Source organism: Mesorhizobium sp. 43Arga (assembly GCF_053714255.1).
This window is the reverse complement of sequence record NZ_JBSKBO010000001.1, coordinates 167,507-188,702: the sequence shown is the minus strand read 5'-3', so window position 1 is coordinate 188,702 and position 21,196 is coordinate 167,507. Positions and strand designations below refer to the sequence as shown.

The following is a 21,196-nucleotide window of genomic DNA, read 5'->3' as shown; positions in this document are numbered from 1 at the left end:
ATGGATAAGGCAACACGCAGCGCGATCGAACGCGCTACCCAGCGGGCCCGAAGGCTGCTCGACGTAGATTTTTCGGAGCAGCTCGAAGGGACGTTTGACGTGCTGCGTAGCGGCGTCATTGCGCCGGAGGGGGGCGCACATTTGTCGGCCCGCCAGCAGTCTCACAGGGGGAAGATCGTTGCCGCCATTGAACACAAGATTGCGGCGGGGGCGGATACGGTTGAGGCCGTTACGGAATATGTCCGCGATGCAGCGTTTACGACCCTGAATCGGTTTGTCGCGCTCAAGATGCTTGAAGCGCGTCAGTTGGTGCAGGAGTGCATCACCAGGGGCGAGCAGTCGTCTGGCTATAAGGAATTTTGCGGGTTGGCGCCCGGTGTCGGGCTGCTGCCGGACGCCGCAGGCTATCGTCTTTATATCGAGAGCCTCTTCGATGAGTTCTCGACAGAGATCAAGGTTCTGTTCGACCGGCGCGACGCCGCGTCTGTGCTGTGGCCGAAGCGGCAGACGTTCGAAACTCTTCTTGAGCTTCTTAACTCAGCCGATTTATCCGGAGTGTGGAGCGAGGACGAAACAATCGGTTGGATATATCAATTCTTTAACAGCGACGAAGAGCGCCGAGTTCTACGTGATAAAAATCCTATACCGCGTAACAGTCGTGAACTAGCAATTCGAAACCAATTCTTTACTCCACGTTACGTTGTTCAATTCTTGGTCGATAACACCCTCGGACGTATCTGGACTGACATGTATGGTGACGATTCACAACTCACCGACCTATGTGAGTATCTCCGGCCCGCTGATGGCGAGACGCTACAGATGCGCCCAAGAAAAGACCCTAGAGACATCCGCGTTCTCGACCCCGCGTGTGGCTCTGGACATTTTCTTCTTTATAGCTTCGACCTACTAATCGCAATTTATGAGGAAGCTTGGTCGGTCGCGGTCGCCGTAGAGTCTGAGGCGACCGGCAAATCATTGAAGGACGACTACCCCGATTTAGACTGCCTGCGTAGTGCGATACCAAGGTTGATCGTCGAGCATAATCTCTACGGCGTGGACATCGACCCAAGGTGCTCGCAAATTGCTGCCTTGGCGCTGTGGCTTCGCGCGCAGCGGGCATGGAAAGATTTTGGTGTAGTTGCTTCCGAGCGACCGCGGATTCAGCGTACCCATATTGTTGTCGCAGAGCCCATACCTGACGACGCGGCTCTACTGGACGAATTCGCCGCCAGTCTCGATCTTCCGCTACTCGGAGACCTCTTCAAGAAGATGGTTGCTGAAAGTCGGCTGGCGGGGGTGCTGGGCGTTCTGTTGCGCGCGGAAGATGCAATCGCCTCAGAGTTGCGGCGTGCGCGAGAGCAGTTTGTCAAAGCAAGTGAAACGACCGGTTTCTTACCAGGCTTAGGACCAGACCCTAAACAGGGAGCTTTCGATCTGTCGGGCATCGACGACGACGAATTCTTCCAAGAAGCCGAGGCCCGTCTCCTTGAGGCGCTAAGGAGTTTTGCGGAGAGGGCGACTGGTGGCGCAAACGTGCGCCGGCGTCTCTTTGCGGACGACACAGCTCACGGTCTTGCGCTCATCGATCTACTGCGCACCAGATTCGATGTCGCACTCATGAATCCGCCATTCGGTGCGCCGCCTCCATCTTCCATTGACCGGCTTCATCCGTTGGATGCGGGAAACCTCTACGCTGCTTTCGTTCGACGCGCGCGTGAACTCGGTGCTGCCGCGGTCGGTTGCATAACTGATCGTACGTTCATTACCCAAGCGACATTCGACGGTTTTCGGAATTTATTACTGTCGTCCGACCCGCGACTCACGTTGCTGGCAGATCTAGGGTGGGGAGTCTTGGACGCAAACGTCCAAGTGTGTGCATACGTTCTCGCCCACAACGCGAATGAAGCGTGCGCATTCATTGACGCACGTGAGCATTCGGATAAGGAAAAGAGTCTTCTGCCGGCATCTCCGTATTGGCACTGGAAGAATACGGACGAACTAACGAAATTGCCAGACAGTGTACTTGCGTATTCGGTCCCAGACTCTGTTCTTGAGAAGCTGACGAAATGGCGCAGACTGGCTGATATTGCTGACCTTCCACGGGGACTCGGCTCAAATAAAGCCTCACGCACGTATCTCGCTTGGTTTGAAGTTGCCACGGCTTCTCTTGGAGCTGACAATCGGTGGGCGCCGCTCTCAAACGGCGGGGAGTATTCGCCTTATTGGCGACAAGACCTTGGAATTGCGGATTGGCAATCGCCAAATAGCGGGCCGTGGGTTGATATGCTCTCTTCAGACAATTGGCGCCCGTATGACCAATCTGGCACTCATGCCTACTTCAAGAAGGGGCTCTCATTCCCGAAGCAGTCCAGTGCCTTTCACGTCTCCGTTTTGCCCAACGGATTCCTTCCCACCCGTGAAGGAAAGGCTATTCTGCCTCACGATGATGAGGACATACTACCCTTAATGTCTTACCTGAATAGCGGGGTAATTCGCGCATTTGTACGGGATACGTGTGGACTCCATAAGCAAAGCGGTGCCATCGGCCGCATACCCGTTCCAAACTGGGATGAACCCATTCGCAATATTCTGAGGAATGCTGCGCAGAAACTGATCAGCATATCGTGCGCATCTTACTGTTTTGACGAAACATCAAGAAATTTCTTAGGGCCTGCGGAGTTGGTGAGACCTGAGAGTGAGGTTGCAGACCGCAAGGAGGAGATCGCGCTTATAACGAATGAGATCGACCGCATATGCCGTTCTTTGTTTGAAATTTCATCTGAAGAATCCAGCTGGCTGATGCCAACAGCGGTTCCCAACTTTTTCGAACCGTCATCCTTGGACACCATTTCATGGTCGGTTGGGGTTGCATTTGGCCGCTTCGATATCCGCATCGTCACAGGTGAGCGCTCAAGACCGCCAAAACCAGACCCGTTTGACTTGCCACAAGCCCGGAGCCCAGGAATGCTACCCCTTGGTGAAGCTCCTTTCGTGGATTGCGGAGGAATCTTGGTGGATGATCCGGGTCACCCGGATGACATTATTAAGCGCATTGAATCAGTCTACACCGAGATTGGTCACAATTGCCTCGAAGAGGGGGAGCTGCGCCGATTTATTGCACAAGACTTCTTTTCTGCGCATATCAAAAACTATTCGAAGAGCCGCAGAAAGGGTCCAATATATTGGCAGCTGGCAACGCCGTCGGCAAGCTACTCGGTATGGGTTTACACCCAAAGCCTCTCCAACGATTCGCTGTTCCGAATTCAGAACGATTATGTTGTTCCCAAGCTCGCTCATGAGCAGCGGCAACTCGAAGCACTTCGAGCAGAGGCGGGGGCTAGCCCCACTTCGGTGCAGAGAAAGCTAATTGAAGCGCAAGCGGCGTTTGTCGACGAACTGACGAATTTCCTCAATAGTGTGAAACAGATCGCACGGCTTTGGTCGGTCGACCTAGATGACAGCGTAATTGCGAGCTTCGCGCCGCTCTGGCCGCTCGTATCTCAGAACAAGCCTTGGCAGGCTGAACTCAAGAGTACTTGGGACAACCTTGTGGCTGGAAAGTTGGATTGGACCCGCCTGTCGATGCGCTTGTGGCCAGAGCGCGTCGTACCAAACTGTGCTGAAGACCGCAGCCTCGCTATTGCTCACGGCTTGGTTGATAAACTTTGGTTCAAGAGCGAGAGTGATAGATGGACACCGGCGTCAGCGCGCGAAGACATCATCAAGGAACTTATAAGGGAACGTACGTCAGTAGCGATAAAGACGGCGCTCAACGAATTACTGGGTAAGGGGGCAATTGCCACTCCTAGAACGAGAACACGGAGGTCGGCTTGAGCGCGATCTCCGAAGACACGATTAAGAATGCCGTTCTTCGCTACCATCGTGAATACGACCGGTATCTGAAGCTGTCGGCGCGGGTGGCGGAGATTTGCCGCTTCGAGATTGTCGAGGGCAACGCCATCCGGGCGCAGGTGACGTTTCGCGCCAAGAGCCCCAAGAGCCTGGAGGGGAAGCTGCGCCGCTTTGCGGCCTCCGGGAAGAAGAATCTTTCAAGCGTGCAGTCGGTCTTTGACGAAATCCGTGATCTCGCCGCCGTGCGCATAGCGACCTATGAGCAGCGCCACGAGGATCAGGTCGTCCAGCTGGTCTGCAAGCGCTTCGTTGATCAGAAAGGGAAGTCGCCGGTTTCTGAGCGAAAAGACAAGAATGCGGCCGATCACAACAACTTCTATCGGGCGTCCCACATAGAGGCGTTTCTGCCCGATTCCGACGTAATCGGCACCTACGCCAACGTGTCGGACGTGCCTTGCGAGATCCAGGTTTGCAGCATGATGGCGCACGTCTGGAATGAGGTCGAACACGATCTCGGCTATAAGCCTGTCACGGGGTCGCTCTCGGAGGCAGAGCGGAATTTTCTCGTCATGTTGGGACACGCCGTTCGGCAGGGCGACATGACGATCGGAAGCCTGTTTGCTGAAACTGAGCGGCGGCAGCGCGAGCACGGCGGGGTTTTCACGGACGTTTATGACTTTGTCGCGCGGGTTCGCGGATGGTTTCCTGATGTTGATTTTGGTCGAAATGCAGGTCCGCTTTATGAGGCCCTGCAACCCGTACGTCTTCACTCGCCGGAGGGTATTCGCAAGCAGATAGCGGTGCCCGAACCGATGACGGCAGCCGCTCAGGCAGCGCTTGACGACTTCGCGAAAAAGCTAACTGAAAATGGAGAAGGCCGCTTCCTACTGGACCGGAATTCTTCCGATCTTTTGCTGGTTCTCCTCTTGCCAAAGGTAGCCCCCTACATCGTCGCGACGTCAGGCGACGCGGTGTCAGACGGCGTTGCTCGCATCCGGTGGTTCGCCGCCCGTTTCCATGAATTGTCCAAAACTGAAGCGGGGGTTTTTGGCTGAATGAATCCATTGCATGATTACATATCTAAGCAGCTCGCCGAGAAGCTGAAAGCCCGCAAGGTCGTCGTCTGGTACGATCCCCGCCAGGAATTCGTGTCCTACGTCCGGGAGGTTCGCGGCGGCGCGCGGACCGGCAACGATCCCGTATCTGTTGCTATAGAAGCGCTGTCGGTGCGGCTGGCCGAATATTGCGGCTCGATGTTCGAGCTGCGCGCCGCCGTCGAGCCCTATGTCAGCGGCGACGACCCTTCCGAATGCGTGGTGGTCTATCTGCCCGGCTGTGAGCGCGATCACCAGGGCTCGGTACTGATGGAGCTGGAGAAGGCCGGGGCATCTTACGAGCCGCAGCTGAGGCGCTATGCGCGTAACGTCTTGCGGCAGCGTTACACAGACGGGGTCATCGATGACATGATGGGGTCCGAGCGCGTTTCTTACGACGACCTCGCGCGCGCCGCGTCGGACACGTCGGAAGCGGCGGCGCCGTCGGTCCTGCGATCCATCTTTCACAACATCGGGCACGACGGAATTCTTGCTGCCTGGCTTGCCGGCGACGAGCGTGATGCGGAGATCGAGGCGAAGGAAGCCGTCCGTGAGCTCGTCAAGCTGGTGCGCTCCAAACTCGGGCTGGAGCTTCCGGACGCTTCCCTTGCGAAACTGCGGGCCATCGCTTTGCGCTATGTTCTTGCCGGGGAATTTAGGAAGGACTTGCGCTGTGCCCCGCCCCCGGCGCTTGACGCGGTGCCGGCCGCCAGAACCAAGGAGGAGGAGTCCGCCGTCAGCGATCTGGCGCGGAGCCTGCGCACAAGGTTCGCCGCCCAATATCCGGCGATCGCGGATCGCGTGGAAGCGGAACTCGGGCTTGGCGAAGATTCCGTTCCCGCCAGCGCCCTTGGATCAATAGATACCTTCCGCTTCGAAGAGCGGGCGCTTCTCGCGCACTGCGGGGAACTCATCGCACGCAGGGAGTTCGACGAGGCCCTCGCCATCATCGGCGAGCGGGAACACAGCTTCTGGCTTGATCGCGATGTTGAGCGCAAAGCCCAGTGGGAAGCATGCCGCCGCATGGCAGAACTCGGCAGCCTCAGCGTCAGTGTCCGGGCGGAGGCAAGCAAAGCCGCGGGCGATGCAGGCGCGTGGATTGAAGCTTACGCATCCAGAGACGGATGGTTCCGACTGGACCAGGCGCAGCGGCGCCTCGAAGCCTGGATCGTCAATCTTGACGACCATCCCGACGAACGGCCCCTCGGCGTTGTCCGGCATGCTTACGATGAAGCGTGCCGCGTCATGGCGGAGGGGTTCGCGAAGGCTCTCGTCGCGGCCAAGTGGGCCGTACCGCACTCGCTGCACCAAACCCGCATCTATAGCGAGGTCGTATCCGAGCAGCCAAAGCCGGTCGCCTACTTCTTCGTCGACGCGATGCGCTTCGAGATGGGCGTCGAGCTGGCGGACCGGCTGCCGAAATCGGCGGAAGTAAGCGTCCGGCCCGCGGTCTGCGCACTTCCCAGCATTACGCCGGTCTGCATGGCCGCGCTTCAGCCGGGCGCGGCTTCCAGTTTCAGCGTAGTCGAGCAGAAGGGGACCCTCGGCGCGAAGATCGACGACGCCTTCCTTCCGGACCTCACTGCGCGGAAAAAATTCGCTGCCTCGCGGATTCCCGGCCTCGTCGATATGCCGCTCGATGAGTTGCTGAGCCTTCAGCCGTCCAGGCTGGCAAAGAAGATCGAGGGGGCGCAGGTCGTCATCGTGCGCTCGCAGGAGATAGATCATGCCGGCGAAGCGGGCTTCTCGCACGCGGCGCGACAGGTCATGGACACCGTCATCGACAATCTGGCGAGAGCGGTCCGCAAGCTCGCTGCTGCCGGCATAGAGCATTACATTCTGACGGCGGACCACGGCCATCTTTTCCATCCTTCCGACCGCGACGAGTCGATGAGGATCGAGGCTCCGGGAGGGGATCAGGTCGAACTCCATCGCCGCTGCTGGATCGGGCGCGGCGGCGCAACCCCTCCTGGCTGCATTCGCGTGACGGCTGCGGCGCTTGGATATGATTCCGATCTGGATTTCGTGTTCCCCTTTGGCAGCGGGGTCTTCAAGAGCGGAGGCGATCTCGCCTTCCATCACGGCGGCCCATCATTGCAGGAGCTGGTGATACCTGTCGTTGCGGTACGCACCAAAGCCCCTGCGCGCGACCGTCCATCCGCAGGCCCCGTAACCGCCAGCGGCATGCCGGACGCGGTGACGAACCGCATTTTCAGCGTGAGCATTCACCTTGACGGCAAGAATCTTTCGCTCTTTTCCAGCGATCTGCTGGTCAGGCCTTTGCTCATATTTGACGGCAAGCAAGTGGGCGCCGTCGGCATGGCTGTGGACGGCGAGTTCGACCGGACGACGGGCTGCATCAAGCTGCAGGCCGGAAAGCCGGTCACAGTCGCCTTCCTGCTCAGCGACGAGAGCGTTCCCAGCCTTCGGATCGTCATACAAGACCCGGCCACGGACGCGGAGCTGTTCCGGTCCTCCGCCGACATACCCATTCGCCTTGGAGTCTAAGCATGAGTAACGGAACCCCGCCGGCCCGCGACGGACTTGACGACAAGGCGAATCAACTCTTTGCCGGCAAGGTCGTCCGCAAGGATCTTGTCCGCAAGGTCAAGGTCGGCGCGAACGTTCCCGTTTTTGTGCTTGAGTTCCTTCTCGGGAAATACTGCGCGTCGTCGGACGAGGTCTCCATCCAGATGGGCCTGCAGGTCGTTAACGAGACATTGGCGAACAACTACATTAGGCCGGACGAAGCGGCCAAGGCGCAAAGCAAGGTCAAGGAACGGGGGAAATATTCGTTCATCGACAAACTGAAGGTTCGTCTTGTCGACTCGGATTACTGGGCGGAAGGCGTAAACTTCAACAACAAGTTTCTGCACATTCCCAGCCAGTACGTGCGCGAGTATGAGCGCTTGCTCATGGGCGGAGTCTGGGCGCAGGTCGATATGCGCTTCGAGAGCGACGAGGAATCGAGGGGCAAGAACCCGTTCTGGATCGACAAGCTCACGCCGATCCAGATCGCGACCTTTGATCTGGATGAGTATCGCAACGTCCGCAAGGAGTTTTCCACCGACGAGTGGATCGACCTCATGATCCGCAGCATGGGGTATGAACCGCAAGAGATGTCCCGGCGGCTGAAACTCCTTTTCCTGGTCCGCCTCATCCCCCTTGCCGAGCGCAACTACAATCTTGTCGAGTTGGGGCCGCGAGGGACCGGCAAAAGCTATGTCGTCCAGGAAGTATCGCCCTACACGGCGCTGCTGACGGGCGGCAGCACCGTCGCAAATCTCTTCGGCCATATGTCCGGGCGGCAGAAGGGCATGGTCCAGATTTGGGACGTGGTCGGTTTTGACGAAGTCGCCGACCTGCAGAAGATGCCCAAGGAAGTCATCACCACGATGAAAACCTACTGCGAGTCCGGCACGTTTCAGCGCGGACAGGAAGCCGTCGCCGGGGATGCCAGTATCGCGATGTTCGGCAACACCAATCAGCCCATCGACGTGATGGTTCAGACAGGCCACCTGTTCGCGCCCATGCCCGATACCATTCGCGACGACATGGCGTTCATTGACCGCCTGCATTTCTATGTTCCGGGATGGGAAATCCCCCAGATGCGGAACCAGCTGTTCACGGACCACTACGGGTTTGTCGTGGACTATCTCGCCGAAGCCTTGCGCGAGATGAGGAAGCATAACTTCACCGAGATCATCGACCGTCATTTTTCACTGGGCGCGCATCTCAACGCGCGCGATCGGAAAGCTGTCAGAAAAACCGTCTCGGGCTTGATTAAAATCCTTCATCCTCATGGTGAAGTGAGCCAGGAAGAGCTTGCCGAAATACTGGAGCTGGCTCTTGAGGGAAGGCGGCGCGTGAAGGAGCAGCTCAAGAAGATGGGCTCCTTTGAATACTATCAGACCTCCTTCAGCTACACGCTTCAGGAGAGCGGTGAGGAGAGATTCGTTGGTGTGCCGGAGCAAGGCGGGCGGGATTTGATTTCCGCGGACCCCTTGCCTCCGGGGACGGTTTACACCGCCGGCGTGACATCGGACGGCACAGTGGGGCTGTACCGCCTTGAAGTGTCGGTTTCGAGCGGCACGGGAAAACTCAAGACCGCCGGCGGTATCTTCGGGGCGATGAAGGAATCCGTGCAGCGCGCCTATAGCCACATGCATGCGAAGAAGGCAGAGCTTGGAATTGCCCGTGACCTGGAGACTTCCGACGTACATGTCGAGATGATCGACCTGTTAGGGAATCGCGTCGAGGCGGAAGTCGGCGTCGCGCTGTTCGTAGCGGTGTACTCGGCGCTTCGAAAAGCGCCTGTCAGCCCGGCGTTGCTCGTGCTGGGAGACATGAGCGTTCAGGGTAACATAAAGCCGCTCCGTTCGCTCACGGAGCCGCTTCAGGTTGCCAAGGACAATGGCGCGAAACGTTCGCTCATCCCTATCGAGAACAAACGCAACTTCCTGGATGTGAGCGCAGATATCATGGAGCATGTGGACCCCATCTTCTTCGGCGATCCGAAAACGGCAGCCATAAAAGTGCTGGGGAACGTCTAGCAGGCGGATTTGACGCGATATCCGCGCTTCATCGACCTTCCAAATTGTGTCGTCCGTTCGCCGGGATGACGAGGACGTGTGCTTGACACTTTCTGGCGGGCGTTCGTGCAGTCAGTAAAGCGCGTTTTGCCTTGTCCGGATCGATTCGGCCCAGTCTGCCAGCGTCTTGATGTCGGCAAGTATATCGTCGGGCGGAGGAACCGTGCCGTCCCGCGCCCGCGAGGGATCGTGGGCGTCTACAAGGTCGCTGCATTTTTTGAAATTCTTGCGGAAAACCTCGACGTCAGATGGCTCGATGGCCGTTACCCGCAGCAGATTTTTGGTGTCGATATAGTCGCGGTGCCGGTGAATGACGCCTGCAAAAGCCACGTCCTCAAGCCCGCGCTCCCATGTGGCGCGAAGCCGGTCGTAAATCTTCACCGCGGCATCGCGGTATCCTTCCTCATCGTTCGCGTCGTAAAGCTTGCGGGCTTCCCGCGCAGCCTTTTCAAGCTTGTCGACTCGGTCCCGGACGCCGGCATGCTGCCAGGGGAGACCTTCGTTCACCATACCCGTGCCGGCTGGCCCCCGCGACAGGCTCACCAGCTTCAGCGGAATCCCCTCGCGTGCGCCCTTGTCGTGAAGGTCGTTCACGAAAACCATGTCATGGGTGAAGACGATGATCTGCCGGATTCTGGCTTCTTCAACGAGGCGGTCAGCAACCTTATCCCGCCAGCGATGATCGAGCGACGTGACCGGATCGTCAAAAACGAGCGCTGATTTGTGAGGCGCGGTCGCCAGCTCTGTGAGGAACGCGGCGAGCGCAACGCAAGTCTGCTCTCCTTCGCTCAGGACCATGTGAACCTTCGTCTTCGGGTTGGCAAAGAGCCGCACCTGGTAGTTGGGAGAGCCGTATTGCCCTCCGGAGCGCACGATTTCGACCCGGACCTTTTCTGCCGCAAGGCGCACAATCTCGGACTGGAACTGGTCGCGCATCTTCGGGGTAATGACGTTGTCCGCGATCTCATTGCCAAGCTTTGTAATGGCGTTGGTGGTGAGGTCCGCGGTGCAGGCTGCTATGATCCGCAGCTCCCCAAGGCGCGCAATTTCCTTTTTGGCCGTATCGAGAAGGCCGGGGACGGCGGCCCGGTCTTTCAGGGCGTCGCGCTCCAGAAGGAGGCGCTCCCGCCCTTCGGCATCGGCAGCCTCGTCGAGCTGGGCGGCGTAGGCCAGAAGCTCTTCTTCCAGCTGTTCGAGTTGCGGCTTTGGCGACGGGGAGAACGGGGGAAGAACAAGCGCGTCAGTGGCGGCCAGCGCCCTGAGGCACCTCAGGCGCCGCAGGTCTGCGCTGGCAACAAAACGCAGGACGCTTCTTGCGAGAGCCGGGTGCTGGAGGCCAATGCGGCGTCTTGCCTGGCCGATGAGTCGCACCTCCAGTTTCCGCCCCTTGAAGGCCGTGAGCGCGCCGGAGAACTTCCGTTCTGCGGCTGTGGCCTGCGCTTCCGAGTCCCCCTTTATGAAATCTTCGAAACTTCCCAGCTTCGCCTTCGCGCCCGGTGAAAGCGCCTGATGGCACAGGACGCAGGATTCGTCGCTCGCCGGCGGAAAGAGAGCCGCCGGATAGGCGACTTCTTCAGAATAACGCCGGGCGGCCTCCCAAAGTATGCGCCACACTTCGCCGCCTACGCCGGGGATGGCGAGGCCGTCGAAAGCGTTCTTCGCGGCCATGTCCGCCGCCCCCCGCCTATCGCGCGCCGCATCGGCCTGCCCCTTAAGCCTATTGAGAGGCTCATCCGCATAGGTTGCCGCTATGCGATCCAGCGTTTCGGTCAGCTGGCGTACCTCAGTTGCGAACTGGCGCTGCTCGGCAGCGGCGTCCACGGGGTTTTTGAGGAGGTCTTCTTCAAGCCGCGCGAGCCTTGCCCGCTCGTTTTCGGTCATCTCTCCCAGTTTTTCGAGCGGCCCAGGGTCGGTGTCATGAGCCAGCGCCGCCATGATCCTGCCCACGGCGGTGGCGGCGTTCCAGGTCGGCTTTTCATAGACGGGGTCGCGCCGCGCCTTGAGCTGCGCTTCTTCGGCCGTCAGCTTCTGCTTGAGGGCCTGGCAAACGCCGGCGAGGTCGTCGGGAATATCGAGCCCGAAAGGCCGGAAAGCGACTTCGTTCTTCTCCTGCACATGGACCGATCCGCAGTCTCGGTCAAACACGCTGATCGCCGACAGCACCGTGTCAGGCTTGCCGTCGTCGGTCCAGGCGACGACCGGCTCCGGCGTCCCGTTCTTCTGGATAGAGAAGTTAGCGGTCGCCTTGCCCGCCGGGGCGGGGTTGTAGGCGTCGGGCATGATGTCGCCGGCCTTGCGTGCGCGGCAGGCGCGCTTGAGAACACGGGCGTAACCCGATTTTCCCGACCCGTTCGGCCCGTAGACGATGGTGAGCCCAGCGGGCTCGAACTTCAGAGTCTGGCCGTTTGCCAGCTGATTGACGCCAAGGACGTCCTTGAGCGCGGCCAGCGCGATCGACGCGCCGCCGGGCGGATTGGCCGGCAGATGCGCGGCTTCCAGCACGGCCGCGTCCAGTGTTATGTCCTGAGCCCCGTGGTCCTTTTTGCAAAGAGCCAGAATGTCGTTCAGGCCGGCTTCGTCTGGGGTTCCGCCGGTTACGATGCGGCGCAAGGCATCTCTTTGCCAGGCGGAACGATCCGCCGACCAGTCGAGAATGGTTTCGAGTACAGACTTCGGTGTTTTCTTGGTCATTCCGCCCCGATACATCCCCCGCGCCCATTAACCTTTCGGCGCCGAAGTGAATTGCCAAGCCTGCGCATAGTTATGCAGATCGTGGCCGGAGCGGCAAGCCTGTGTTGCCGTGGCAGGAAAGCGGCTGCCCCGGCACGCCGGCAGGCCGTCGGCGCCCATGCGGGTGACGATCCCAGGCAGAAACAGGGGCCAGGACGGGCGCTGCCCGCCCTCCCTTCCGATGCGCCTTCGCCAGGCATCGACCCGGAGCCGCCCGCTTTCGGCAAGGGCCAGGGGTGCTGCCGCACCCTCTCTTTCCAGTCAATAGGCTGGCCTAGCGAGGTTTGCGCAGCGCTTCGATGAGCGCTGCTTCTTCCTTGCGGTTCTTTTGCGCGCCGTCCGCCGCGAGCGTTTTCTCGACGTCCGTAAGATCGGCAAGGAAACGGAAGCCGCCAACGACGCGGCCGATCGTGCCGTCAAGGTCGGGTTTTTCATCCTTGCGCAGGAGCGCCGTCAGGTCTCCGATATCGTAGTCGCCGCCGCCTTTGACGCGCGCGGCGAACCGATCGTAGTCAAGGCCCGCGCCGCCGCTGTTCCAGAGCTTCAGCACGGCGAGGCCGCGCACGAGGTCACGGTCGAGCGCGCGGCGCGCGATCTCCGCCAGGTCGTGCAGGTCGCGTATCTTCGAGCGCTGGCTGGCGGCGCGGATTTTCTCGGCAATCGCCTCCTCAAAGGCGATCGAAGGAATCGCGGCGGGCTTGAACGGCAGAAACCTGAAATAATCCTGGTCGATCTGCGCCACCGGCACGACCGGCATGACGGGCGTCTCGCGCGTGCTGACCTGGAGCTTGATCTTTACGCCTTTCTCATTATCCGCGTGAAAGCAGACCGGATTAGCGGCGCAGCCTTCGTCCGTCAGGTACCAGTCCTTGTCCTTGTCGAAGCGGAAGGACAGCCCGTTATACGGTTCGCTCAGCGCCTCCAGCATCATCAGCATCAGGTCATCGACGTGAATGTCTGTGCGGCGTGTGAAATCGAGGTCCGTTGACAGGCGCCCGCGCGGCCCGAAAACCATCTTGCGCAGCATCGTGCCGCCCTTGAAGGCGACATGATCGGTAATGCCCCTTTCGGTGAAGAGCTGGAGAAGGTAGGTGAGGATTACGTCGATCTCAACATTGCCGATATCGCGCGCGCCCGAACGCGCCGCCACCTTGCGCAGGTCGTTGGCGGACAGCATCAACTTTCCTCCCGCCCGCGAACGCGCGGCACTTCGGCCAGCAGGTCTGCTTCGCGCGCATGCACGAACAGGCCCCACGCGGCGACATAGCCGATATCGCCGTCGCGCTGCTCTGCCCGCCCGAAATAGGAGCGGGAGCTGCCGGGGATTTTCGCGCGCATGGCCGCCCTGACGGGTTCCGGCAGCTTTCTGCCCAGCAGATCGGAAAGAAAGCCGAGACGCTGCAGAACCGCCTTCGACTTCATGGCCGTGGCGGCTTCCAGCACATCCCCGGCGTCGGTGTCGGCAAGCGCCTCGTGCGTGATGCGGGCGAGTTCCGCCGGGCCGCCCGCGAGGTCAGGGCGGTCAAGGCAATCGACAAGCGTCTTGGCGGGGGTGGAGAGCGCCACTATGCGGCCGTACACGTCGTACGGCTCATAACCGAAGAATTTGCGATCAGTGACCTTGACGAAGCGCACCGCGCTGCCCTCGATCACTTTCGCTGGCGTCTGGCGCGTGACCGCGACGAACACCGTCATCGGCTTTTGCGTGGTGAAGCCGTGCCAGGAGGCGGCAGACCACCAGCCTATATAGGAGGGTTCGACGGCGGCGGCGGCGAGGGCCAGAACGTTATTCTCGCCGAGATTCTCGGGGCCGTGCTCCGGCGGGAGCAGCATGTACTTGCCGCCGACGATGCGCGACAGCCAGCCCTTGCGGACCAGGTTGCGGATGACCTTGCGCGCGGCGGTCTCGTGTACGTCCGGGCCGAGAATATCGAAGATGTCCGCCGTCTGCACCAGCGAGCGGCCCTCCTCGCGGAGCGACAGCACCACCTTGCTTTCGGCCTTTCCCAGCGTGCGCAGATTGGTTTCCATTTGATTTTAGCCCTCCAAAGGCTAAACGTACATATAGAATAATCTGCCTCGCAGGGACTGGTCAAGACATTTGATTGATTTGTATTGGAGTCTAGCCCCGGAAGGGCTAAAAACAGTTATACAACAATCTGCCGGTAAATCAGAGGGTTAGGGAGGACAGCATGACCGATGTGGCGAAGGTTCTGGAGTTGATTGAGAACTGCGACGATCCCGACGGGCTGAGATCATGGATCAGGAACGCCCGGGAAAAGGGCGAGCCGCGCGTCGCCGATGCAGCTTTCCGCCGGCTGGTTTCGGTACTGCCGAAGGAAAAGCCGGGAACCGTCGAGCATGATTTCTGGCAGACGATCCATGCCTTCGAGCATGTCCTGTCCGAGGAGCGCGGGAAGACTACCCGGCTCGCGCGCACAAGGCAGAAAGTGGCGCGGGTGGGCGAGGTCCAGACCCTTCAGGACTGGGCCATGAGCGCCAAAAGCACCGATGGCTTCACGATGCTGCTGGAGCGGAACATGCCGGAGCTGACCGGCGAAGCCATCGTCCTGCGGCACGCGCGCCGGTTCGGCGCGGAGGTCGTCGCGGCGGCGCGGCAGCGGCTGGAAATCGCCGGCGTCGATATCGCCGCGCTTCCCGTCGCCTCGACGGAATGACCGCGCGCAAAAAGACCCGCGGCCTTCAGCTGCCGCCGGTCGTTGCCGGCGATTGGCGCGGCGAGATCGTCGGCGCGCCCGGCATCAATTTCGGCCAGGTCGTCCAGCCGGGACCGCCCCGGCAGTCGGTCGAGTTCACCTACATTATCCTGCCTGCCACGCTGATCATGCCGAACGCCGCCTTCATGTGGCCAGGCGTCGTCATGATCATGGCGCCGACGCCCATGAAGACAGAGTTCCCCGATGCGGGCGCGCTGTTCCAGGCCAGCCCCCTGCCGTCGTTGAGCCTTTCGCTGGAGGTAACGAGAGCGCAGTTTTCCGATATGCTGCCGCGCATAGAGGCGCGGCGGTTCAAGGATTTTCATTTTACGGTGGAGGAGAAGGCAGGCGACTCCTGGCCGGTGCGGAGCTGGGGCATAGGGATCGAGCTGCCCCCCGCTTAAGGCGAACCACCTTCTGCTTGAAAAGCGGGCTGCCGGTGCGCTGCAGGCTAGGCCGCATTTTTGCTTCCGGGCAAAAGCAGTTCCCGGAGCTTTTTTCCAAAGCTCGCGCCCAAAACCTGTTTCTGATCGGAGAGGCTGATCATCAGCTTAAAGGCATTCAGATACCGGGCGTAGTAAAGCGGCAACGCCTCTGTTCCGTCCACCCGGTCCTTCAGCAGTCCCGCCAGCGAAATCAGCGCTTCCTTAAAATGCTTCTCTGAGACCTTAGCCTTGTATTGCGCAATGAAGTCACAAAAGGTTCCGTAGTCCGGGACGTGAGAGGCGCTGAGCGCCGCGGCTTGGTAGAGGATATCCGCGCGGACTTCAGGCACTGCGTAATGGGGTGTCCACCGGGCGACGGATTTGCGGCCGAGCGCAACGTCCAGCTGGTCGGCGCTTCGCCGTGCCGAAACATGCCAAGCACAAAAGCTGTCGGCGCGCTCCTGCCCGAAAGTCAGCAGGTAGTCCAAGGCTGCCAAAGTTCTTTCGTCATTGCCCGGCGCATGTATCCCGTCCTGCCTTAGATCGACATAAAAATTTGATTGCTTGAACGCATCCAGCGCTTCCAGAACATTCTCCGGAGCGTAATGTCTGTAGAGCCGTCGCGAAAATACGGGATCGCCATCGACTTGGTGGCGGATGATTTTCCCGTATCCAAGAATGAGCGCCTGCTTGGCCTTATGCGAGCCGCCGGATTTCCAGTACGCCTTCCAAGCCTCCTTATCGACGCCATGCTCAAAGCGCAGAAACGCGTTGACAAGCAAAGGAACCTTGCCGACTTCCTCCAGTCCGAGGACTACCAGCGCCGCAGCGCGTGACACTCTGCCGTTTTTGCAGAGGAGCAGCGCATCCTCAAACAAGCTAAGACCATTATCGAGATAGGCTGTGACGGCCTCCGCCACTTCGCTTGACGACATGACTCCATCGCGCCGGATAGGCGCGCGCGCCTGCGAAAGCCAAGCAATGATTTCTTCCTCAATCATAAATTATGGATAGCAGGGTCTGCCCGGTTCCACATCCAAATACTGTGTCTCGACCATTCTCGGCCTATTCAGGATATTCCGGTTGGAATCATGTAGAAAAAACAAAACATACGAGTTCTCAGTTTCATCTCGTCCGGCGCACCGCGCTGGGCGATGATGAGAACTACACCCACACGATAGCTGTCCAAAATCCCTCCTGAGTGCGCCCCGGCGCACTGACTAGTCGGCATTGCATCGCCAACCCGCGCTGGAGCCGAACATATATCTTTGGGGCAGAATTCCCTCCCGTCGCAATCACGCTGACCATGGAGGAAGGCGCGCCCAACGAATGGGAGGCTGACCTGGTCGCCGCCCTCAGCGGCACCGCGCTCGAGTAGAACCTGACCGTCTACTGGCGGCGTCTGAATATCACTTGCTCATATCTCTTGCAAGGAGACGTGACATTGTGCATCATGCCGCCATGAGCGAACACAAGGACACCATTCCCCGACTTCAGCAAATCCTCGCCCATATGCGCGATCAACTCATTGGGCTTCGGGAAGGCGCGACCTTCGAGGAGGCCCGTCAGCGCTACAGCGGCACAGTCGACAAGTTGGCCCGGCAGGAGATCGGGCGGCGGACCGCAAGCCGCGTCGGCGACAAGGACGCTTATTGGGCTCCGACCGCCGAAGTGCTGCTTGAGGCGATCAGGTTGGGGTTCGTCGAACGCCAGCAGGTGCCTTCGGCGCGCCGCTATGTCGAAGCGCATCGCGACCGCCCCTACGCGCTGACCGCCGAGGGACGCGAGGTGGCGAACCTCGCCGCGTACGATGTCGCCGCGTTTTGCGATCGTCTTGCGAGCGCTATCTACAAGGCGCATCCCTATTTTCGCTCGCTGATCAGCAAGCTTCAGTCCGCGCCGATCGCCTGTCCCGAGGTGAGCGAAAGCGAAGTTGATGCTGCCGCGCGCGAAGGCCGCGGAACGCAATATTGGGCGGAGCAGATTGCGGAGAAGCTGCGACCCCAGGTGCCGGGCGGCGGCATCGACGCAGCTGCGGTGAAGCAAACAATCGTCGCCACTGTGCGCCGCCGGTTCGGCAGCGACAACGAAGCGAAGCCCACCGGCAAGGCGCTGACGCAGGCGATCAACGACGCCTTTGCCGTCGCGGCGTTCGCCGCGCACGGCCTGCCGATCGGCGCAACGGATATCGACATTCTGAAAAGCTGGGGTTCGCAGCTCCGCGTGCTCGACCAGTCGCGCTATGTCAGCAGCTTTGAGGGTTTCAACCTGATCTGGCTCGCGGCCGACATCAAGGACGGCGCGAGAGTCGTCATCGTCCGGCGCGACATGGCGCGCTATGAACGCGATATCGCGGCGGCCATTGTCGAAGCCTACCGCAAGCAGGCGGAGGCGGCCGATACAAGCCTGTCCGCCCCCTATATCCCGATCTACAAGGTAAGAGCCGATGCAGCGTTCCGCTGCCGCGTGACGCGCGCGCTTGTCGACATGGTCATAGAGCGCCTGTCGGGCGGCGCGCTGCCCGAAATCCAATCCCGCGTCCTGCTGCACCTGGGAACGACGCGCCAGCCCGTGTCCGAGCCGCTGTACCGGCGCGGCGGGAGCCGGCGCTACGAGATGACGATCCAACCCCAACTGAAGTGAAGGAGAGAAAGCAATGTCAAGCGATGTCTTTGATCATATGGAAGAGGCGTGGAAGCTGGATCGCAATCCCTTCCCGGCGGAAGCGATCCGCATCAAGGATGGCGAGCAGCCGTACAGCGAGTCCGTGTTCCCGGAAGAGACCAATGAATTTCGCAAGAAGCTCATTCGCGGCTGCGTGCGGGGCGGACAGGCCATTGGCTTCCTCTGGTCGAAAGGGCAGCGCGCCGATACCGGCTTTGGCAAGACGACGCTGATGCAGGAAGTCGCCCGCGAGATCAACGCGGATCTCGGTGCGGCCACCCTTGAGAAGGCGGGCGCGAAGAAAGGCGCGCCGGTCGCGGCGGCGTTCGCCAATCTCAACAATCTCAACGCGACCGGCCTTTATCCGGTTCTGTTTAACGCGGTCCTCGACCTCGCGATGGCACCGTCGCCCGGCGAGTCGGTTTTCGATAAATGCCGTGCGCTGATCGCCGGGAAGGCGCAGAGCGATGACGCCAACGGGATCGCCGCAGGCGTTGCTGACGCCTGGATCAATATCGGCGGTACGAGCGGCCCCTTGCGCCAGGAACTCGTCAATGCGTTCGCGACAGGTGGCGGCAAACAGCTCAAGGCCGAGCTGGGCGCGGTCTCGCCGACGGCGCGGCTTCGCAACGGCATTCAGTATCTTGATTTCGCCCTTGCGGTCCTCGCCGCAGCGGGCATCGACCATCTGTTCCTAATGATCGATCAGCTCGAAGATCTGGCGACGAACCGCTCCGTCAATGCCTCCAAGCGCTCGCGCGAGATCGGCAGGATCAGGGACCTGCTGGAAAGCACGCCTTACGCGACGCGGCTGCACATGATCTTCACCTTCCATGACCGCGCAGCGCAGGTGCTGGAGCGGTTCTGGGAAGAAAACCGGCTGCCGCCGTTCGAGGTGTCGCCGAGCAACACGTCGTCCGTGGTCGTGCTTTACGGCCTCAAGGACGTTGACCAAGCGAAAGAGCTGCTCCGTGTGTATCTCGAAGATGCGCGCATCGACAGCGCTGAGGATGATCTGCTCCCGTTCGAGCCAGGCTCGATCGAAGTCCTGCGCGATATCTCCGACGGCCGCCCCGGCATACTGCTCAGCCGCGCCCGCGAACTGATGAACGCCGCAGCGGAACAGCAACTGCCGACGATCACCGCGAAATTTGCGCGCCAGTATTTCGAGAACGAAGCGCCGGCGGGCGGCGATGACGACCGCTCGGAGCTTGCCGAGTCGGGCGACGACATCGACGACCTTCTGCTCGGCCGCCGGTAGGAGGCTGCGTTGCCCTCATCGCTCAAGCTGCTTGCCGATTTCACGCTCGATGTCTGGCTCATCGCGCGCTTCGGGCCTGAAATAACGGGCGCGACGCTGGAAGGCCGACAATGGGAGCGCGCGGTGTCGGGCCTGCTCTATCGCCCCGGCTTCACAAGGCGGCAGGGTCCCGGCAACCAATCGATGTTCGGATCGGTCTCCGCCTCGGGCGTGCGCCACGAACTCGACGGCGCGGCGGACGGTTGGCGCGGCACCTTCATCGTCGAGTGCAAGGCGACCGGCGGTGGCATCACCAAGGGCGACGCCGCGCTGTTTCATTTCAAGGTGATGGACTTCTATCAAAGGAGCATCGCGACCGCATCGCGGGAGACATGGTGGCGCATCATGTGCGGCACGGCCCCCACGATGATGAATGCGCGCAGGGCGGCGCTGAGTCTCGGTCTGCTTGTTTGCGACGCGGGACGCCTTCCGCTACCGGTCCTGGTCCGCGCCGCCGGCAGGCCCGCCGCCGATATGCACCTGCCGGAGCCGCTGCTTCAGGAGATCGTTCGCCTTGGCGAGCGGGCGCTGCGCCCGCAGCAGGAGCGCTGGCCGTATCGCGCGGCGTTCGGCGAAATAAGCTTCAGGCCCGATCACTGGAAAGACAGGGAGATCAGGGACCTGCTCTGGCTTGAGGACGAACTGAGCGGCCACCTGCTTGATCTGTACGCAAAGCATCGCCCCGGCACGCTTCGCCGCCGCGCCGAAGGTCTGATCATGCAGGTGCGGAAAGTGGCATGAGCACAAGTCTGGAGCGCGCCCGCCACGAGAACGCGATCATGCGGAGCGAAACGCGCGGCCACAAACTTGTTTGCTTATCAAGCGGCATGCGCTCGAAAGAAGGTCCCAAGCCTAAAATATGGCCAGAACCGACGCCTGAAATGGCGCCCCCGAGAGGATTCGAACCGTTTTCAGCTCCGAGTCAAAACACCAAAGGCGATCTGTTCGAACTTTCGCGCGGACTGCAGACTGGGACTTATCAGCGTGCCATCCTGAACGCCTACTAACGACAATGGAAGCGTCTTATGACGGTCCGCAATCCTGCCCCCAGCTGGACCTTCGAAATTTCAGAACCTAAAATCGACTGCCGGTACGAAGAGGGCGGCGCTACTATATTTGGGTTTTCGCGCCGCCGCCGTCATGCTCCGTTGTGCTGGCGCCGCCAGGTTGTCGGCGCATCTGTTGTCTGCTCCTTCCCGAACGCGACTTTCCCCTTTTTGGCCCAGAGGCTTCGCGCACGTTCGGCTTCCTCGCTTTTGAGCATGTCCGCCATCCAGATGAGCGCGCCGTAGATGATGGCGCGGTCGTCGTTAGTCAGTTCAACGATGCCAGCCTTGACCACGAGACCGCCGAGTTCGATCAGATGTCGGGTGCGCCTGCGGCGTTCCATCTGCCAGGCGCGCATGTCATTGCGAGCCTGAGCTGCCTGCCGGCGATTGCGAGCTGCCCGGTGGCGCAGGAGCGCTACCTCGGTTGCTTTCAGATGCCGAAGCAGTTCGGCGCGATCTGCTCTCGAAAAACGTCACTCCACGCTTGCCCCATGCCTCACGCTTTGCGGCGTCTATCGTCTCGGCGATTGCGACCAACGCGCCCGCCAGTTCGTCGGCGCTGAGTGCGTCGGCGCCGGTGGCGATCACGAGTTCGCCGAGCTGCTGTACCTTGCGCGTTTTGAGTTCTCGCGCTTTGTCTTCCAGTGCCTTCAATTCCGCGTCGAAGTCCCGTGGTTTGCGCATGGCTGTCTCCATCGGTTGTCGATGCGGCGATGATAGGGGAGCGTCTGCCGGAAGGCTTCAGGGTTGCCGAGACAGCCCGGGACGGCCTG

General features: G+C 60.5%; 16 protein-coding genes. 10 read left to right on the top strand and 6 right to left on the bottom strand.

Annotated elements, in window-relative coordinates:
* Genes pglX through brxL form a run of 4 tightly spaced genes read left to right on the top strand, consistent with a single transcriptional unit; the run spans position 1 to position 9,499 of the window.
* Complete coding sequence (gene pglX / locus ACWGS8_RS00845; RefSeq protein ID WP_454579173.1) at positions 1 to 3,834, top strand: BREX-1 system adenine-specific DNA-methyltransferase PglX; 3,834 nt, start codon at positions 1 to 3, stop codon at positions 3,832 to 3,834.
* On the top strand, positions 3,831 to 4,907 hold the full coding sequence (locus ACWGS8_RS00840) for a GTP pyrophosphokinase (RefSeq protein WP_454579172.1): 1,077 nt from the start codon (positions 3,831 to 3,833) through the stop codon (positions 4,905 to 4,907). Before pglX ends, ACWGS8_RS00840 begins: the two co-directional genes overlap by 4 nt.
* A complete protein-coding gene (locus ACWGS8_RS00835; RefSeq protein ID WP_454579171.1) occupies positions 4,908 to 7,454 on the top strand; it encodes a PglZ domain-containing protein in 2,547 nt (848 codons plus the stop codon).
* 2 nt (positions 7,455 to 7,456) lie between these two features.
* Entirely contained in the window at positions 7,457 to 9,499 is a 2,043-nt protein-coding gene (gene brxL, locus ACWGS8_RS00830) for a protease Lon-related BREX system protein BrxL (protein WP_454579170.1), read from the top strand.
* Positions 9,500 to 9,610: 111 nt separating this feature from the next.
* On the opposite strand, the gene ACWGS8_RS00825 is transcribed toward brxL, so the two are convergent.
* From ACWGS8_RS00825 to ACWGS8_RS00815, 3 genes are all read right to left on the bottom strand, one after another.
* Positions 9,611 to 12,229 (bottom strand): AAA family ATPase, encoded by a 2,619-nt coding sequence (locus ACWGS8_RS00825; protein WP_454579169.1) that lies wholly within the window; start codon positions 12,227 to 12,229, stop codon positions 9,611 to 9,613.
* 313 nt (positions 12,230 to 12,542) lie between these two features.
* Entirely contained in the window at positions 12,543 to 13,445 is a 903-nt protein-coding gene (locus tag ACWGS8_RS00820) for a nucleotidyl transferase AbiEii/AbiGii toxin family protein (RefSeq protein WP_454579168.1), read from the bottom strand.
* Positions 13,445 to 14,299 (bottom strand): type IV toxin-antitoxin system AbiEi family antitoxin domain-containing protein, encoded by an 855-nt coding sequence (locus ACWGS8_RS00815; protein WP_454579167.1) that lies wholly within the window; start codon positions 14,297 to 14,299, stop codon positions 13,445 to 13,447. The genes ACWGS8_RS00820 and ACWGS8_RS00815 overlap by 1 nt, the downstream gene beginning before the upstream one ends.
* Before the next feature lie 161 nt (positions 14,300 to 14,460).
* On the opposite strand from ACWGS8_RS00815, the gene ACWGS8_RS00810 reads away from it, so the two are divergent.
* Entirely contained in the window at positions 14,461 to 14,946 is a 486-nt protein-coding gene (locus ACWGS8_RS00810; protein ID WP_454579166.1) for a hypothetical protein, read from the top strand.
* Positions 14,943 to 15,389 carry a hypothetical protein gene (locus ACWGS8_RS00805; protein WP_454579165.1) on the top strand — a complete coding sequence of 149 codons (447 nt, stop codon included), beginning with the start codon at positions 14,943 to 14,945 and terminating at the stop codon, positions 15,387 to 15,389. The genes ACWGS8_RS00810 and ACWGS8_RS00805 overlap by 4 nt, the downstream gene beginning before the upstream one ends.
* A gap of 47 nt (positions 15,390 to 15,436) precedes the next feature.
* Here the strand turns inward: ACWGS8_RS00805 and ACWGS8_RS00800 are convergent, their stop codons facing one another.
* Positions 15,437 to 16,411, bottom strand: a complete 975-nt coding sequence (locus ACWGS8_RS00800; RefSeq protein ID WP_454579164.1) for an AbiV family abortive infection protein — start codon at positions 16,409 to 16,411, stop codon at positions 15,437 to 15,439.
* A 460-nt stretch (positions 16,412 to 16,871) separates the two neighbouring features.
* Between ACWGS8_RS00800 and ACWGS8_RS00795 the strand changes: the two genes are divergently transcribed.
* From ACWGS8_RS00795 to ACWGS8_RS00780, 4 genes are all read left to right on the top strand, one after another.
* The gene (locus ACWGS8_RS00795) at positions 16,872 to 18,053 is read left to right on the top strand and encodes a hypothetical protein (protein WP_454579163.1); all 1,182 of its coding nucleotides are present in this window, start codon (positions 16,872 to 16,874) and stop codon (positions 18,051 to 18,053) included.
* Between the two features lie 13 nt (positions 18,054 to 18,066).
* Positions 18,067 to 19,335, top strand: coding sequence for a hypothetical protein (locus tag ACWGS8_RS00790; RefSeq protein WP_454579162.1), 1,269 nt, complete (start codon positions 18,067 to 18,069; stop codon positions 19,333 to 19,335).
* 123 nt (positions 19,336 to 19,458) lie between these two features.
* Positions 19,459 to 20,115, top strand: a complete 657-nt coding sequence (locus tag ACWGS8_RS00785; protein WP_454579161.1) for a hypothetical protein — start codon at positions 19,459 to 19,461, stop codon at positions 20,113 to 20,115.
* Positions 20,112 to 20,381, top strand: a complete 270-nt coding sequence (locus ACWGS8_RS00780; protein ID WP_454579160.1) for a hypothetical protein — start codon at positions 20,112 to 20,114, stop codon at positions 20,379 to 20,381. The genes ACWGS8_RS00785 and ACWGS8_RS00780 overlap by 4 nt, the downstream gene beginning before the upstream one ends.
* 131 nt (positions 20,382 to 20,512) lie before the next feature.
* Here ACWGS8_RS00780 and ACWGS8_RS00775 read toward each other — a convergent pair whose 3' ends face one another.
* Positions 20,513 to 20,779 (bottom strand): conjugal transfer protein TraD, encoded by a 267-nt coding sequence (locus ACWGS8_RS00775; RefSeq protein WP_454579159.1) that lies wholly within the window; start codon positions 20,777 to 20,779, stop codon positions 20,513 to 20,515.
* Position 20,780: 1 nt separating this feature from the next.
* Positions 20,781 to 21,107, bottom strand: coding sequence for a conjugal transfer protein TraD (locus ACWGS8_RS00770; RefSeq protein WP_454579158.1), 327 nt, complete (start codon positions 21,105 to 21,107; stop codon positions 20,781 to 20,783).
* Between the last annotated feature and the right edge of the window lie 89 nt (positions 21,108 to 21,196).

Bases quoted from the DNA above. Each gene is read 5' to 3' on its own strand.
- ACWGS8_RS00805 (WP_454579165.1), top strand. From the start codon at position 14,943: ATGACCGCGCGCAAAAAGACCCGCGGCCTTCAGCTGCCGCCGGTCGTT.
- pglX (WP_454579173.1), top strand. From the start codon at position 1: ATGGATAAGGCAACACGCAGCGCGATCGAACGCGCTACCCAGCGGGCC.
- ACWGS8_RS00820 (WP_454579168.1), bottom strand. From the start codon at position 13,445: ATGCTGTCCGCCAACGACCTGCGCAAGGTGGCGGCGCGTTCGGGCGCG.
- ACWGS8_RS00775 (WP_454579159.1), bottom strand. From the start codon at position 20,779: ATGCGCGCCTGGCAGATGGAACGCCGCAGGCGCACCCGACATCTGATC.
- ACWGS8_RS00825 (WP_454579169.1), bottom strand. From the start codon at position 12,229: ATGACCAAGAAAACACCGAAGTCTGTACTCGAAACCATTCTCGACTGG.
- ACWGS8_RS00780 (WP_454579160.1), top strand. From the start codon at position 20,112: ATGAGCACAAGTCTGGAGCGCGCCCGCCACGAGAACGCGATCATGCGG.
- ACWGS8_RS00800 (WP_454579164.1), bottom strand. From the start codon at position 16,411: ATGATTGAGGAAGAAATCATTGCTTGGCTTTCGCAGGCGCGCGCGCCT.
- ACWGS8_RS00835 (WP_454579171.1), top strand. From the start codon at position 4,908: ATGAATCCATTGCATGATTACATATCTAAGCAGCTCGCCGAGAAGCTG.
- ACWGS8_RS00815 (WP_454579167.1), bottom strand. From the start codon at position 14,299: ATGGAAACCAATCTGCGCACGCTGGGAAAGGCCGAAAGCAAGGTGGTG.
- ACWGS8_RS00770 (WP_454579158.1), bottom strand. From the start codon at position 21,107: ATGCGCAAACCACGGGACTTCGACGCGGAATTGAAGGCACTGGAAGAC.
- ACWGS8_RS00810 (WP_454579166.1), top strand. From the start codon at position 14,461: ATGACCGATGTGGCGAAGGTTCTGGAGTTGATTGAGAACTGCGACGAT.
- ACWGS8_RS00795 (WP_454579163.1), top strand. From the start codon at position 16,872: ATGAGCGAACACAAGGACACCATTCCCCGACTTCAGCAAATCCTCGCC.
- ACWGS8_RS00790 (WP_454579162.1), top strand. From the start codon at position 18,067: ATGTCAAGCGATGTCTTTGATCATATGGAAGAGGCGTGGAAGCTGGAT.
- brxL (WP_454579170.1), top strand. From the start codon at position 7,457: ATGAGTAACGGAACCCCGCCGGCCCGCGACGGACTTGACGACAAGGCG.